Below are 15,781 nucleotides of genomic sequence, written 5' to 3' on the forward strand. Positions count from 1 at the left end.
GCTGGCATATGAAATGCTTGGGTCGAACGGGAGTTGCGTCGAAGTCGTTATGTTGTCTCAACTCAACTACCATGAATCCATCGCGGATTGGCTCCTCCAGAATGAGCAGGGCGTTTGGGACTGGTTCTCGAACGCGAAATTGCAGGAGGAGCAAAATTCCGAAACTCGGGACCTCCTGCTGAAGCAGACCTATAGGCTCTCGCGCGAGACGCACGGCAGTGCCTATGAATGCTGCGAAGCTGCGATGGCGAGGCTTGGTGTCGAAGCCCCGGTGACGCTTTATCAGGCGGGCGACGGAGCGATGAATGCTGCGCTGTTCTTCATTCCTGGCGAAATTCACATCGTGCTCTATGGCCCGATCCTCGAGAAGCTTTCCGAGATCGAGCTCACCGCGCTGTTCGGGCACGAGCTTTCGCACTATCTGCTCTGGACTCTGAATGAGCGTCGGTATCGCATCGCGCAGCAGATCATCGACGACGCCGTGCAGCAATCGGCAAGCGAATATGCGCTTTATGAAACCGCGCGGCTCTATCTCTTATCGACCGAGGTCTTTGCAGACCGGGGTGCGGTGATCGCGGCGGGCGGGCCTGACGCGGCGATTGCCGTCTTGCTGAAAGTCATGACCGGCCTTGCCGCGACCGACCCCAAGGCGTTTCTCGAACAGGCTGCCGAGCTCGATGCCAAAGGCGAGATCGCCAAGAATCCGAGCCATCCTGAAACCTATATGCGCGCGCTCTTCATCGACCGCTGGTGCCGTGATAGCGCCAAGGGCACCGAGGGCACCGAGGGCACCGAGGGCAAGGGTATCGATGATTGGGTTCTGGCAAAGCTCAAGGGACCGATGGCGATCGGCAGTCTCGACCTTCTCGACCAGAACCGGCTGACGGTCATCACAAGGCAGCTGTTCGCGCTGCTGCTACACGACAGCAACCTGGCGAGCCCAATGGTGGTCACGCAGATCAAGCAGTTCTTCCCCGATTGGCAGGGCGAGGAAGAGATCCGCCTCGATCCGGAAAAGCTGAACGAACTGGCGCAGGATCGCAGCATTCGCGACTATATGATCGCTCTGCTTATCGACCTCGCCCATGCCGACCCCGACCAGACAGAGGAAATGCTGGTGCGCGGCGGTAAGTTCGCAGCGAGCATGGATTGGGAGGACGATTACCGCGACAACCTCAAATCTCTGCTCAAGATGCGCAAACCGCAGGTCGACCGGATCATGCGCGCCTCCGAAAAGGTCAGCTGGAAGGTGGGTGGATGAGCCAGGAAGAGAACCTCGCGCCCGCCTCGCCGGACAACGCTCCCGCGGCCCGTGCTCCGCGACCGCTGGCGAAAGCGATGGAGGATTATTCCGGGCGCATTCCTGAAAATGACCTCGTGCACATGTTCGTGCCGCTGATGCGCCAACTCGCCGCGCTGCATGCAGACGGGCGCGTGGCCGATATCAATTCCGAAAGCGTGGTCGAGAATTCGGACGGGACACTCGCGCTTGCCCGCCCTGAAGGCTTTCCGATCATCGCCAACGACGCGGCTCTGCGAGCGGTCGAGCCGCATGCGGTGTCATCGCTCAACATCGTCGGCAATCTCGAAGTCACGAAGGACAACACCAAGGGCACGAGCCTGCGCGACCAGTCGGTCGCTACCGAAGGTCAGGAAATCGACCGCCCGCTCTACGTCGCTGGCTACCACGTCTGGGAAAAGCTGCTCGGGCACCACGACGAGAGGACCGACATTTTCGCCTTGGGACAATTGCTTGCCGCTTTGTCCTGCGATCTCGATTTCGAAAGCGAGAGCGACCTTGCGGATTTTGCGACCTGGCGGACCAATCTGTTCCGTCTCAACCCGCATCTTCACCCGGTCGTCGCCTCGCTGATCGAAAACATGACGCCGCTTAACCGGCGCGATCGCCTGAGTGACATGGGCGCGATTGCGCACCGGCTGGAGAATTATCGCGAGGACAGCTTGACGCTGGATCCGGAGCGTGTGCTCGACGGGGTTTCGTCGATCCCCGACCGCCGCACCGCTGTCCTCTCGCACCTGCGCGACCGTCTGTTCGATCTGTCTCGCCGCAACAAGCTTATTCATTTTCGGCCGACGCAGGCCAGCGTGAACCTCACCGTTGCCAGCGTGCCGCTGGTCATGCGGCTCGAATCGATCCGCGAAGACCAGCTGTGCACCTGGAACAGTCGGTTTGCGAAAGACGTCCTGTCGACCAAGGCCCAGCCGCTCGGGCGCTGGTTGAGGTTCGAGGACCAGACCTACCTGCCATCATCGCTTGACCGCATCCTCCAGCAATCGCGCCGTGACCGCGCCGAATACGGCTTCAGCAATCTGCGGCTGGTGGTGGCATTCCTCAACTGGACCAACCTCAAGGACGCGCCGAACGACAAGATCAATTCACCGCTTTTGTGGTTGCCGGTGGAGGTCACCAAGAAGAAGGGCGTGCGTGATCGCTACACCTTCCGGGCGCTCGACACCGAAGCCGAATTCAACCCCGCGCTCCGCCACTTTCTCAAGCAGCTCTACGATATCGATCTGCCCGCGACGATCGACCTTTCCGAAACCACGATCGAACAGGTCCATGCCGATCTCATGGCGCAGATCCATGCGAGCGAGCCGGGTGTCACGCTCGATCTGACCAAGGCGCCTTCGATCAGGCTGATCCACGAGAAAGCTGTCCAGCGCCTTCGCCAATATGAAAAGCGACGCGGAAAGAGCCAGCGCCGCACGATTGGCCGCCCGGACTTCAGTTACGACCGCGACAATTACAGGCCGCTAGGTCGCGCATTGTTCGAACGCCATGTCGTGATCAAGCCGCTGCCGCAGCGTGCCACGCTCGGTCTGCCCATGCCAGCCCCTCGCCCCGACTTCATGAGCGGTGCGGGGATCAAGGAAACCGAGAAGTACTCGCTTGAAAAGGAAGACAAGGGCAAGTTTGCGTGGGAGATCGACTGCGCGCAGGTCACGCTTGCTCACTTCAACTATCGCAAGATGTCGCTGGTGCGCGACTATTCTGCGTTGATCGAGAAAGCCGACGATCAAGAATCGTTCGATCGCCTGTTCGCGATTGCTCCGCGCGATGTCGACACACAGGCACCCGAGCCGCTAACACCGGGGGAGCAGTGGAACGTGGTCGCCTCCGACGCGACGCAGGATGCCGCGGTTGCGATGGCGCGCGACGGGGCCAGCTTCATCATTCAGGGGCCACCCGGCACCGGCAAGTCGCAAACGATTACTAACCTCATCGCGGACTTTGCCGCGCGTGGGAAACGTGTGCTGTTTGTGTGTGAGAAACGTGCCGCGCTCGACGTCGTGTTCAACCGGCTGAAGCAGGCGGGGCTCGAACGGCTCGCGACGCTCATTCACGACAGTCAGGAGGACAAGAAGCCGTTCATCCAGGACCTCAACCAATGCTATGATGATTGGGTCAAGAACGAGAGCAGGCTCGAGCAACTGACCGCGACGCGCGACCGCACAGTTAGGGCGCTTGCTCACAATTTCCGCCAGATCGACGAATTCGAGACCGCACTCGGCAGCGTCGGTTCGGACGAAGCGATCTCGATCCGCGCGCTGATTCACCGTCAAATTGAGCTGCCGCCGATCGAAGGGGAATACCCATTCTCGGTGCGCGAGCGTCTGCCTACGCCCGATGAATGGGAGGCGGCCAAGCCGCTCTCGATCAAGATTGAACAGGTGATGCGTCAGTCCTTCGGCCTGGCGAGCCTGTCGCAAATGCCCTTTGCGCTGCTTTCGCAATCAACAGCTCAGGACGAGCGCGCCTATGCTCGCACCGAGGAATTCATCAACCGCGCCGAACCGCTCGCCGACCGGCTGAACGAACAATTGGAACGATTGCCCGACTATCTGCGCAGCGACGATGTCTCGCTCGCGGATTTGCACGCGATTGCCGAGACCTGTGCGGCAGCGAAGGAAACCGGGCTCGCTGCAAATCTCGACCTGCTCGATGAGAATTCTGCCGGCAGCACCAGGCTGGCGCAGTTCCAGGCGACTTACCGCACACTCGAGCGCAAGCATTCCGAAGCGAGCGAGGCGGCGAGCCATTGGCACGATCCGTTCGACCCAGATGATGCGGCGAGTGGTCTTGCTCTGGCGGAGACGAAGGAGCCGGGCTTCTTCAAGTTCCTGAGCGGTCAATGGCGCAGTCTGAAGGCCTCGGTCGAGGCCCGTTATGACTTTGCCGCGCACGCGGTGAAGCCGACCGTCACCGATGCGCTCTCCAGGCTCGCCGCGATGCATCAGGCTGCGGCGGAAATGCGCTCGAGCGAAGCGGAGATAGGCGAGGCATTCGGGACCGAAGAACCCGGCAGGATGCTCAAGCTGCGCGATGCCATCGCTGCGCAGATGCGCGAGGATGCGCGGGCCGAGCGGCTGTTCGACCCCGCGCGCGCCATTCCGTCGGACATCGCCAATACCGCTACGATGCTGCCTGACCTGATCGCCTTGCGCGAAAGGACCGGCGAAACTCTCGACGAGGCCGAGCGACTGCCGCTGAGCGAGCTGGCCGAAGCCATCCGCGACATGCGCGAAGCGCTGGAAGACCTGCCTGACATCCTCCCGCTGCTCGCCTCGACCCACGCAGCCGAAAAGGCCAGCGGTTTCGTGCTGCGCAATGTCGCCGAAAGCGCCGCAGGAATGGAAGCGCTGGTGGTGGATGAAGCGCTGCAAGCCGCGTTCCGCACAAGGCCAGAGCTCCAGCATTTCGATGCCGCGCAACTGGGCCAGCTCGCCCGCCGTAGCGCCAAGGCAAGGTCGATCCTCGCCGAGGACAACGCCAACATGATCCTCGCGACTGCACACAACAAGCTGCTCGCCAATGTCCGGCGCTCGACACTCTCGACTGCGCAGCTCGACAAGGAAGGCAAGGCATTCAAGAAAGCCTATGCAACCGGAAGGCGCGAGGCGGAGCATGAGTTCGGCAAGACCATGCGCTACCGCTCGATCCGCGACATGGCGAGCGGCGACACCGGCATGGTGGTGGGCGACCTCAAACCGATCTGGCTGATGAGCCCGCTTTCGGTCTCGGACACGCTTCCGCTCGCGCCCGATCTGTTCGACGTGGTGATCTTCGACGAAGCGAGCCAGATCCCGGTCGAGGACGGTATTCCCGCGCTTTGCCGCGCACCGCAGCTGATCGTGGTGGGCGACGAGATGCAGCTGCCGCCAACGAGCTTCTTCGCCTCATCGATCGATGACGAGGACATGGAGATCGAGGTCGAGCACGAAGGCGAAGCGGTCAACATCATGCTCGATGCCGACAGCCTGCTGACCCAGTCTGCACGGCACCTGCCCGCAACCTTGCTGGCGTGGCACTATCGCAGCCGGTCGGAGGCCTTGATCAGCTTCTCGAACGCGGCATTCTACGATGGGCAGTTGGTGACAATCCCGGACCAGCGACTGCCGATCTCCGGCGCCGCACCGTCTGCGCTGGCCTCGGAAGCCGACGAAGCTGCCAACCTTGCTGTCGAGCGTCTGCTGGAGCGCCCCATCAGCGTCCACCCTGTCGCCGATGGCGTCTATGCCGAGCGCGCCAATCAGCCCGAGGCGAAGCTAATTGCGGGCATGGTGTGTGAACTTCTGACCAAGGGTGATGGCAAGAGCATCGGCATCGTCGCTTTCTCCGAAGCCCAGCAACGTTGCATCGAGAACGCGCTTGAACAGCTCGCAAGCTCCGACCGCGAATTCGGCGCAAGGATGGAGCTGGAGTACAACCGCGAAGACGACGGTGAATTCAACGGACTGTTCGTCAAGAACCTGGAAAACGTCCAAGGCGACGAGCGCGACATCATCATCCTCAGCATCTGTTACGCCCCGAATGCCAAGGGCAAGATGGCGATGAACTTCGGTCCGATCAATCAGCGCGGCGGAGAGAAGCGGTTGAACGTGATCTTCAGCCGCGCGCGCCATCACATGGCTGTGGTTACGACAATCGAACCCGAAGCGATCACAAACACCCACAATGATGGCGCGATGGCTTTGCGCACTTTCCTCGCCTTTGCCCGGGCGCGGGCAGAAGGGGATGTCGAGACGGGACGCTCTGCGCTCGCTTCGATCAATCCGGGCGTGCGCACGATCTTCGCTTCGGCTCCGCCACATGATCCGTTGCGCAATGCAATCGCGCAGGAGTTGCGGCTGCGCGGGCACGAGGTCGAGGAATATGTCGGGGGAGCGAGTTTCCGCTGCGACCTTGCCATCAAGTCGGAGGACGGCACTGGATACGCTCTCGCAATCCTGCTGGATGGCGAGTTGAAGGGTGAAAGCAGGGAAGTGTACGAACGCTACGTCTTCAAGCCAACAATCCTGCGTGGCTTTGGTTGGCGCGTGATCGACATTCCCTCGCACACGTGGCGCCAGGACAAGGACCAAGTGATTGCATTAATCGAGAGCGAATTGAGACGTCACGGCGTGGCTTTGGACGATGATGATCCCTTCGTCGACATTCCCGCTCCTGCACAGGTATCCGTGCCCAAGACCAGGCCGCCCGAAGCCAAGAGCAATGAAGTCGCGCCGCCAACGAGCGACGGCGACGATTGGCAGTCATTCCACTTCAAGCGCGGGACCTCGGACAAGTTCTGGCGCATCGCGATGCGCGGGACTGACGTGGTCGTCAATTATGGTCGCCGTGGCACAAAGGGACAGAGCGTGACCAAGAGCTACGAAGACGAGGCACGCGCGAAACGAGAGATGACAAAGCTCATCCTGGAAAAGACGCGCAAGGGTTATATCGAGGATTGAAGGCCGGCGTCACGCGTGCTCGCGCAACTGGACGGAGCTGGCCATCAAGAGACTCCGCGAAGATATATTCTGGGCCACTTGCGGATTGTCGGCATTTTCCAACAAGCCTGTCCAACACTGCCCATTGGACAGATTTCCGGCAGGGTTGCGTTAAGTAAGTCCGCACCACCGTTAGCGTTGCTTAAAGCGACAGGCCTACTGAGTTTCAGCCACAAGGCGCGGGCGCCCGCATTTGAGGTATCAGTCCCTCATCGCAAGAATTGCACTCAATTTCGCCAGACAGGTTTGTTCTCAGTTATTGTCTTCGGCTTTGCAGTGAGAATGTCGACTAAGAGAACATCTTGGGCCAACGCGGCAAAGAATAGGCCGAAATGGACGGATGGTTGACCTTGGAAACATGGTCGGCGCAGCAGAGGTCCGCAAGATGAAGATGAAGACACATCTGGATGCTGCGGATATCCGCATCCTAAGCGCGTTGCAGCGCCACGGTCCGCTCGGTTCATCGCTGCCAAGCCACACCCCGGTGAGACATGGACCGCATGTTACACGGTCCTAGGGCAAATATTGGGGCCCGAATGGCGCGTGGTTTGTGGAGGAAAGCCGTCGGTGTGGAGCGGTGCTTGGGCCATTCGCCTGAGGATAACGTGGAGCGGCGGTGTAGGAAAATCGCGCTTGAAGGAGGCTATAGAGTAGCAGGACTTCACGTCGCGTAGGAAAAAGGCGCCCGCCCTCTCAGTCTATGTCGGCGCCAAACCCCATCGCCTCTGCCATCAGATCTTCCGAAATCTTTTGTGCACGAAAGTTCGACGCCGGCTCGAAGCCAAACAATGCATCTAAAAATTCCTTGGGCGGAGCATAATTGTGTGCAGATATGAAGTGATAGATCATTGAGGGTGCGGCAAAGTAGCCCCCGTCATTGTCGGGAAGCCATATTTCTGTCGATCCAACAAGTAATTCAGGATGAGGGTAGTCACGGACTCCACAAATCGGACAGGGCATTGTCCCTCGAATCAGGCTGGCATGTATGTTTGAGGTCACTCTTTCTGACATGACTGTCTGGAGACGCTGAAGCACCTCATCTGATGGATGTGCCTTTTGAAACTCGTGAGCGGCATCCAACCATCCAATAGTTCTCACACCGCGGAGCGGCTTCGGCGTTTCGTATTCATATTCAGCAAAATCCGGGAAGTAGGTCATAAGCTCACCTATTTGGTGCACGCGGCCCAGCTAACGTACCCCATGCCGCTCCCCAAAAGATCTGAAAGAAGGGTTTGATTATGGATTGTGGTTGAATTCTCAAGAATGTGCAATGCGGGATTTGATGGAGAACTTAAGGTATAATTCGGTACAGAACTTCCAGGAAGAAGAGTTCGCATACCCGTTATATCGCCGGCGACTTTAGAGTTCGTGAGTGCCTCAGCCGCCAAACCCTTCCAGTTGCCCGCCTCCATGAATCTACCGGTAATATCTTGAATGGCTCTGCCATCTCTCGCAATTTTTAGGAAGGTTCCCTCAGGAACGATCATATTCCCGGTACCTGGAATGTATTCACCGTGTCCAACAAACGCTCGGCCGATACCACCTGGAGAAACACAAAGCGCAAATTCATGACCGACCTTGCTGCCAAGTCCTCTTGTGCTCCCAAGACTAGCGAATAGCGAGGGAGCGACTTTTGCCGCAGGTCATATCTTCGAAAGCAGCGCCCCCTTCTGCCAACAGAGCACAAGTTGAACTTGAGAACCTCTATCTTGCAGGAAGCATTCTGGGCGGCAATTCGCTCGCATTTGCACGAGCGCGGGAGTGGCCCCATCTAAGGATCGATAGCTCGGACTTTCTACACCTGGGGAAGAACGGCCCGCGCTTCTATTTAAAAGAAGTTTAGAGATGAGCGGCACGCTTCTCCCGATTGCAAGAGCGATCCCCGCACCGGTCATGGCTCCTAGAACCAAGCCGCCGATCAGGGATGCACCGCCCGTCAATTGTGCCGCGCCGGATTGGGGCGGCGATGGCTATTCGGTCATCGACACCGACATGAAAGCAATGCAGGATCGCGCGCATCGGTTTTGTTTCATCGCCAACACGCTGGCCGACAGTGTGGCGATTAACATCCTTTAAGCGAGCGAGCGAGAGGACGGCATGTCATGAGCAGCAGCGAAACACTGTTAAACCACCTTGATGGCGACGGAATCCTCCGCCTTACCCTGAATGACGCGGACCGCCGTAACGCCTTGTCCGAACGGATGATGGCAGACCTCACGGCTGCGATTGCCGAAGCAGGGGCCGATGCTGCGGTGCGCGTCATCGTCCTTGCTGCCAATGGTCCGGCGTTCTGTGCCGGTCATGACCTCAAGGAAATCACCGCTGCCCGCGCCGCTGGCGATAGCGGGCAGGCGGATTTCACGCGCATCATGGCGGCGTGCTCGGCCATGATGCAGAGCATTGTTACATGTCCCAAGCCGGTGATCGCTGAAGTGGCCGGAGTGGCAACAGCGGCAGGGTGTCAGCTGGTGGCAAGCTGTGACCTCGCCTTCGCCGCCGAGACGGCGCAATTCGCCACGCCGGGGGTCAATATCGGGCTGTTCTGCTCCACCCCGATGGTGGCCTTGTCGCGCAACCTTAGTGCCAAACACGCCATGGAGATGCTGCTGACTGGAGACATGATTTCGGCGGCGCGCGCGGTAGAGATTGGCTTGGTCAACAGGGCCGTGCCGATGCAGGACTTGCGCGATGTGACGCAGGATGTTGCCAGCAAGATCGCCTCGAAATCCAGCATGACGCTTTCGACCGGCAAGCGGGCCTTCTATGCCCAGCGCGAAATGTCGCTGGCCGATGCCTATGAGCACGCCTCGCGGGTCATGGTCGAGAACCTGCTCGCCAAGGACGCAGAAGAGGGCATCGGTGCCTTTATCGCCAAGCGCCCGCCACAATGGCAGGACAGCTGAAGCAACTCATGCCTAACCCGTTCAACACCGACCTCGACCGCAATCCGGGCAACCATCAGCCGCTGACGCCGCTGACGTTCCTGGACCGCGCGGCCAGCGTGTTTCCCGATCACACGGCCATCGTCCATGGCGATTTGCGGCGCAATTATGCGGAATTCTACGCGCGCTCACGGCAGTTGGCGTCAGCGCTGGCCGAGCTGGGTATTGGCAGGGGGGATACGGTATCCGCCGTTCTGGCCAACACACCTGCCATGCTGGAGTGCCACTACGGCGTGCCGATGTGCGGCGCGGTGCTGCACTCGATCAACATTCGGCTCGATGCCGCGGCCATCGCTTTCCAGCTCGACCACGCCGGTTCGAAGGTCGTGATTGTCGATAGCGAGTTCCTGCCACTGGTGCGCGAAGCGCTATCGCTGGCAAACGCGCGGCCGGTGGTGATCCAGTACGACGATGCGCAATTCGATGGCCCGCGCCTGCCGAGCGATGCACTCGACTACGAAGCATTCCTGTCGGAGGGCGATCCCGATTTCGCTTGGTTGATGCCGGAGGATGAGTGGGACGCGATTGCGATCAGCTACACCTCGGGCACGACCGGAGACCCGAAGGGGGTGGTTTCGCATCATCGCGGTGCATACCTGCTGGCGCAGGGCAACGCGCTCACCACTTCGATGAACAAGCACGCGGTCTATCTGTGGACGCTGCCGATGTTCCATTGCAACGGCTGGTGCTTTCCCTGGACCTTGTCGGCCATCATCGGAACCCATATCTGCTTGCGGCAGGTGCGGGCCGAGCCGATCTGGAACGCGCTGGCAGACGAAGGGGTAACGCATCTGTGTGGTGCTCCCATCGTTATGTCGCTGATGATAAGCGCGGAGGACGGCATCCGGCGCGATCTGGGCCGCACGGTCCAGTTCTTTACCGCCGCCGCGCCGCCGCCAGAGAAGCTGCTCGCCGACATGCAAGGCGCAGGCTTCGACGTCACGCACCTCTATGGTCTGACTGAGACTTACGGCCCCTCCGTGGTGAATGACTGGCACGCGGAATGGTCGGCGTTGCCGCCGGAAGAGCAGGCAAAGCTGAAAGCCCGGCAGGGTGTGCGCTATTTGCCATTGGAGCAGCTCGAAGTCCTCGATCCGGAGACCATGCAGCCGGTTCCCCGCGACGGCGAGACGATGGGCGAGGTGATGTTCCGCGGCAATGTCGTGATGAAAGGATATTTCCGCAATCCCGAGGCTACACGAGCGGCCTTTGCCGGGGGCTGGTTCCATTCCGGTGATCTGGGGGTCGTCTATCCGGACGGCTACATCCAGCTGCGGGACCGGTCCAAGGACGTGATCATTTCCGGAGGCGAGAACATATCTTCGATCGAAGTCGAAGAGGCGCTTTACCGCCACCCCGCTGTCGGCGTGGCCGCGGTCGTGGCGATGCCCCACGACAAATGGGGCGAGACGCCGTGCGCCTTTATCGAGCTTGTTGAGGGCGAGAATGTCAGTGCCGACACATTGCGTGCGTGGTGCCGCGAGCGGTTAGCGCCCTACAAAGTGCCGGGTGAGTTTGTCTTCCTGCCGATTCCGCGAACCTCGACGGGGAAGATTCAGAAATTTGCTCTGCGCGACAAGGCGAGAGAGCTGGCTTCCAATAACAAAGAGTGACCTGCGGCACTCCTGTCTTGATTGAACGATCATCAAACTAGGACAGGGATCGGGAGCTGTCAGATTACTGCAAACTGCCTCTGGTTCGCAGAACTGTGGCGGGGCCGAGCTGGGCCTAGCTGGGCCGAGCTCGGCTCAGGCAGCAAAAAGTCGCCACTCAGCCAGTGCGGCGGAGCGGGCTGCCTTTTGATTTTGCCTATCAATGAGATGGCGGTCTGAGTTGAAGTGGTTGTGAACGTTTGCCTAGACGGAGGCGTATTTCTGCAGGCTCTCATTCGACGATACCGCTGAATCGCGCGTTCCCTTCATTGGAGAGGTAGATGCGAGTTTTCCGCTCGATTGTTGAGCCACCTACCCATCTCACGGCGCTCTGCGAATGAAGCGCAAAGCTGCTGATATATCCCGCTTCTTAGTGAGAAAACTCGCCAGGACCTCACGGTCTCATGAACGATATCGACCTCACGTTCGAACAGAACGTCTTTGACGTTTCGCAGAGACCAAAGGAACCGCAGATACGTCATCACAACAAGCCGACGATCTCGGGTGATGAGTCAAAGCGTTTGAATGGAATGTCCGGTTTGCGGCGTCTGGGCATCAAAGCGTCCTATCCTCGCCTCCCTGCCCGTCTATCGGGTACAGTTAGTCTGACAAGACCACTAGTGTTCTTCTTCTGCGAGTCCCGGATCGCTCTCTCCTCCTGATGCTCTACCAAGTGCATCCAACCCCGCGATCCCCAAGAAAGCTCCAAGCGCAGAAACTGCAAAAACAAGCGTTGCCCCCACCGTCACAGTCGGCGCGACCGGCAGGATGTTCACGCCGACCGCATAGAGTGCAAAAATCATAATTCCACTAAGCATGCTGGCGATAAAACTGCGCCACCTGAATCCCTCTCTTGCGGTCTGCTGGCTCCCGAACACGCGGACAAGCGCGCCGATGAGCCCTCCAAAGATTGCAGCCGCAAGGGTCAGATGGGGAAAGCTCACTTGGATTTCGGTGGTCGCTGGTGCGATCCCGGCCATATTGGCGCGAATGGTCAATTTGCCAGTGCTCTCTGATCGAATACGAGTGCTGGCAAGCCCGCTTTCGTCGAGCACCAGCCGCGAGGATTCAAGGTATCCTCCGGGCCGGGACTGGAGCGAGACGACCCTGCCTTCCGGATTCTCGAGCCCCGGAACGGCGACATTGATCTCCGTTGTCGCAAGGCCAAAGGCTTCGATCGAATTTCGGGCAGCTTCGATCCGCAGCGCGGGTTCGAGCGGCAGCGCGATGACCCTGCCCTCAGGATCGAACATCGCCATCGCAAGGCGGGTCGGTCTGGACCAAACGATTACCAATGACCTTGTGGCCGAGATAGTCCAGCGACGCCGCGCGACATCGAATGGCCAAAGCTTCGACTTCTTCGGCGGTGCGACAATCATCATGGACTACGAAGGCAAGGTGCGCTTCGCTGTCCGCAAGCGGGTGAACAATAATGCCCGCGTCCATATGCAGGCCGATTTCATTGCCGGCACAGGAGCAGCTTTCTGGGAAAGCGCGGACAGCATGGCAAAGCCTGTCGAGGCTATGATGCAAGCGCTGTGTGCTTCGCAATAGAGCCCCTCGCGGGAACTGACAGCGAAACGCGAACTCGTTTCAGCTAGCAATAGAGCACTCGGCCCTCGCCATTCTTCAAGCCATGAGGTCTTGCCACTCAACCAGGGCAGCGGAGCGCTTTGCGGTCACCCCCGAAATCAGAGACAAGTGCTGGGGGTGTGTGGCGGAGCGGTCAGTCTATTGCGAACTCGTCTCTTCTTGGCGGATTTCGCCCGGCACTCGCTGATCTTTCGGCAATGCGGATTCTCCACCCAGCTAGGGGAGGCCGTGCGGCTCGCTCTCGTCGTCGAAACGGTCTTGGTCACGGCGACAAAAAATGGGCCCGGCTTTACGCCGGGCCCTTGATTGCTCTTCGATCCCCCTGTGCCGAAGAGCGTGTCGCGAGGCGCGCGGACGGCCTCGCGCACCAATCAGAATTCGAACGTCAACTCCGCACCATAGGTGGTTGGCGCGTTGATCGTTCCGAAGCTCCACAGGGCGCCCGTCGGGACTGGAACGGTGCTTCCCGGCTGGACCCCGAAGGTGGTTCCGACATCCAGAACATGCTGGAAATAATCGGTGCCTGTGAGGTTGCGGCCGAAGACCGAAAACTTGAAGTTTTCCGCCTTGTAGGAAACCGACGCGTTAAGCAGTCCGAAGCTATCAACCAGCCCCGGATTGCTGCCGCCTGGCAGTGCGGTGTGGGTGTTAATCGTATTGGCGACAATGTAATAATCGTCCTTCAACGAGTAGTCCGCCGCGAAGTTAAGCGAGTCGCCGTTTCCGAGCATATATTCGTAACTGACGTCAGCCTGCACAGTCCAACTGGGTGAACGACGCAGCTCGAAGTCCGATTTGTCAATCTGCGCAAGATCACCTGCATTGGGACCCGAAAGCAGCGGAGCCTGGTCGAACCATTCATCATAGCTGGCGTTGAGATGGCCGATGGCCAGGCCGAACGTCAGACCATCGGTCGGCATGATCCGGGTCTCGAGTTCGAAACCCGTCAGCGTTGCCGACGCAGCGTTCTGCACAATCGTGACGGTTGCCCCGCGCGGGTCGGGAAAGACGACGTCCTCCTGCTTATCCTGATAGCTGGTATGGAAGAACGCGCCGTTCACGATCAGCCGGTTGTCGAGCCATTCACTCTTGAAGCCGAACTCCCAGTTCTCAACCGTTTCGGGGTTGTACGGTCCAAGCGTCAGAACGTTGTTGCCGCGACCATTGAAGCCGCCTGAACGGAAGCCCTCCGAATAGGAAGCAAAGATAAGTTGATCGCCGAAGTCGTAGCTGACACCGATCTTGGGCGTGAATCGTTTCCACGTTTCGCGGCCGGTGGCGACGCCGCCGCCCGGAATGTCATTCGAAAATCCAGGCGCATTTTGCCGTTCCTCACTACAGTCTCCATAGGAGACGAGGAAAGTTCGGCTTTCGCGCGGGCCTTGGCCAAGACCGCCGCATGCACTTTTCTTGTCGACCAGATATCGGCCACCCAGTGTCAGCGTAAAGTCGTTGAACAATTCCCAGTCGACCTGGGCAAAGGCAGCGTAGCTCTTAGCCTGCTGCTGATAGTCCGTCCCGCCGACCTCGCCGCCGAAGAAGAAGGTCTGCTGGTTGATGTTATAATTGCTGTCGAAATAGTAGAGACCGGTCACCAACTGAACGGACCCAAGATCAGCCTGATAACGCAATTCTGCCGAGAATTGATCGATCTGCTGCGGACGAATCGTGTCGAACAGCCGTGCAGCTACACCGTCAAATTCTTGAATCGCGTTCTCGTCGGTGTCGCGATAGTTGACCACCGCATAAAGCTCGTGCCCGTCGCCAAGTTCGTAGCGTCCATTTGCGGTAATGGAATGCGTATCGAGCATGGCACGCTGGTCTTCGGAAGTGGTCGGACGGCGATGAAAATCTGCGTCGGAGGCAGGCTGACCGAGCCCAATCCCGCCAGGGAGGGTCCCGAACAGCTGATTCACGTCGGTCAGTGCCGTCACCGGGCGTGTCGCGGTGCGGTCACGGATGTAGTCGTAAACGATGTTGAGCTCACCACGATCGCCAAGGTCGATTTCAACCATTGGGCTGATCATGAAAAGGTCATTGTCGCCTTCGCGCTCATTACGCGTGACGTTGTAGAAGTAGCCGCCACCATCGAGACGCACGGCCGCGACTTTGGCCCTGATCGCACCGTCGGCGAACTCGGGAAGGTTTAGCACGCCCTTGATGTCGAACTGGTCGAATCGACCGTAAGTCACACTCAGCTTGCCGCCCAGCTCACCGGTCGGCCGGTTTCGGCGAACATGCATCAGGCCGCCAATGGTGTTGCGACCAAACAGCGTGCCTTGCGGGCCGCGCAGAACTTCGATCGCTTCTGCGTCGAAGACATTGAGCAACGCGCCCGTGGTCGAGGCGAGGTAGACGCCGTCCAGGAAGACGCCAACTGGGGGATCAAAGCTCTTTTCCACGTCGTTGAGTTGGATGCCGCGAATCGAAATCGCGGCAGTTCCGTTGCCGAGGATCGGGTCGACCACCAGGTTAGGGGCGATGCTGCCGAGGTCCAAAAGGTCGCGACTGAACTTTTGTTCAATCAATTCTTCGTTGAGCGCGGTGACAGCTGCGGCAACGTCCTGCACCGATTCGGCGCGACGGTTGGCCGTGACGATGATGTCACCAAAGCCCCCCTCGGATTCTTCCGCCTGCTCCTCTGCGGTGGTTTCTTGAGCAAATGCGGGTGCGGCAGCAGCGACCAGTGCAAGCGCACTGACAGAAGCCATACCACGAGTGAAAGCGCGAAGATTCATGCCAATTCTCCCCAATTGACGTTTAGGATCTCCACTGACATATATCGATTTCGATATAAGTCAA

At 59.2% G+C, this 15,781-nt stretch carries 10 protein-coding genes; 6 read left to right on the plus strand and 4 right to left on the minus strand.

What is annotated here, in order from left to right:
- Positions 1-49: 49 nt before the first annotated feature.
- Together Q0887_RS08440 and Q0887_RS08445 are read left to right on the plus strand one after the other, a co-directional pair.
- Positions 50-1,261: a M48 family metalloprotease gene (locus Q0887_RS08440; RefSeq protein WP_299193966.1), complete on the plus strand. Its 1,212-nt coding sequence runs from the start codon at positions 50-52 to the stop codon at positions 1,259-1,261.
- Positions 1,258-6,753, plus strand: a complete 5,496-nt coding sequence (locus Q0887_RS08445; RefSeq protein WP_299193968.1) for an AAA domain-containing protein — start codon at positions 1,258-1,260, stop codon at positions 6,751-6,753. Before Q0887_RS08440 ends, Q0887_RS08445 begins: the two co-directional genes overlap by 4 nt.
- Positions 6,754-7,485: 732 nt before the next feature.
- Here the strand turns inward: Q0887_RS08445 and Q0887_RS08450 are convergent.
- Both Q0887_RS08450 and Q0887_RS15030 read right to left on the minus strand, forming a co-directional pair.
- Positions 7,486-7,950: a hypothetical protein gene (locus tag Q0887_RS08450; RefSeq protein WP_299193970.1), complete on the minus strand. Its 465-nt coding sequence runs from the start codon at positions 7,948-7,950 to the stop codon at positions 7,486-7,488.
- Between the two features lie 8 nt (positions 7,951-7,958).
- Positions 7,959-8,330, minus strand: coding sequence for a putative adhesin (locus tag Q0887_RS15030; protein ID WP_363317664.1), 372 nt, complete (start codon positions 8,328-8,330; stop codon positions 7,959-7,961).
- Between the two features lie 307 nt (positions 8,331-8,637).
- On the opposite strand from Q0887_RS15030, the gene Q0887_RS08455 reads away from it, so the two are divergent.
- Genes Q0887_RS08455 through Q0887_RS08465 form a run of 3 tightly spaced genes read left to right on the plus strand, consistent with a single transcriptional unit; the run spans position 8,638 to position 11,347 of the window.
- Positions 8,638-8,868, plus strand: coding sequence for a hypothetical protein (locus Q0887_RS08455; RefSeq protein ID WP_299193972.1), 231 nt, complete (start codon positions 8,638-8,640; stop codon positions 8,866-8,868).
- A 26-nt stretch (positions 8,869-8,894) separates the two neighbouring features.
- Positions 8,895-9,695: an enoyl-CoA hydratase gene (locus tag Q0887_RS08460; protein ID WP_299193974.1), complete on the plus strand. Its 801-nt coding sequence runs from the start codon at positions 8,895-8,897 to the stop codon at positions 9,693-9,695.
- Complete coding sequence (locus Q0887_RS08465; RefSeq protein WP_299193975.1) at positions 9,680-11,347, plus strand: acyl-CoA synthetase; 1,668 nt, start codon at positions 9,680-9,682, stop codon at positions 11,345-11,347. Before Q0887_RS08460 ends, Q0887_RS08465 begins: the two co-directional genes overlap by 16 nt.
- Positions 11,348-12,003: 656 nt before the next feature.
- Here Q0887_RS08465 and Q0887_RS08470 read toward each other — a convergent pair.
- A complete protein-coding gene (locus Q0887_RS08470; protein ID WP_299193977.1) occupies positions 12,004-12,639 on the minus strand; it encodes a hypothetical protein in 636 nt (211 codons plus the stop codon).
- On the opposite strand from Q0887_RS08470, the gene Q0887_RS08475 reads away from it, so the two are divergent.
- A complete protein-coding gene (locus tag Q0887_RS08475) occupies positions 12,614-12,940 on the plus strand; it encodes a hypothetical protein (RefSeq protein WP_299193979.1) in 327 nt (108 codons plus the stop codon). The two genes, Q0887_RS08470 and Q0887_RS08475, sit on opposite strands and share 26 nt — an antisense overlap.
- 410 nt (positions 12,941-13,350) lie before the next feature.
- Here Q0887_RS08475 and Q0887_RS08480 read toward each other — a convergent pair whose 3' ends face one another.
- On the minus strand, positions 13,351-15,717 hold the full coding sequence (locus Q0887_RS08480; protein ID WP_299193981.1) for a TonB-dependent receptor: 2,367 nt from the start codon (positions 15,715-15,717) through the stop codon (positions 13,351-13,353).
- Between the last annotated feature and the right edge of the window lie 64 nt (positions 15,718-15,781).

Origin of the sequence: uncultured Erythrobacter sp. (assembly GCF_947492365.1) — a bacterium.
Lineage (GTDB): Bacteria > Pseudomonadota > Alphaproteobacteria > Sphingomonadales > Sphingomonadaceae > Erythrobacter.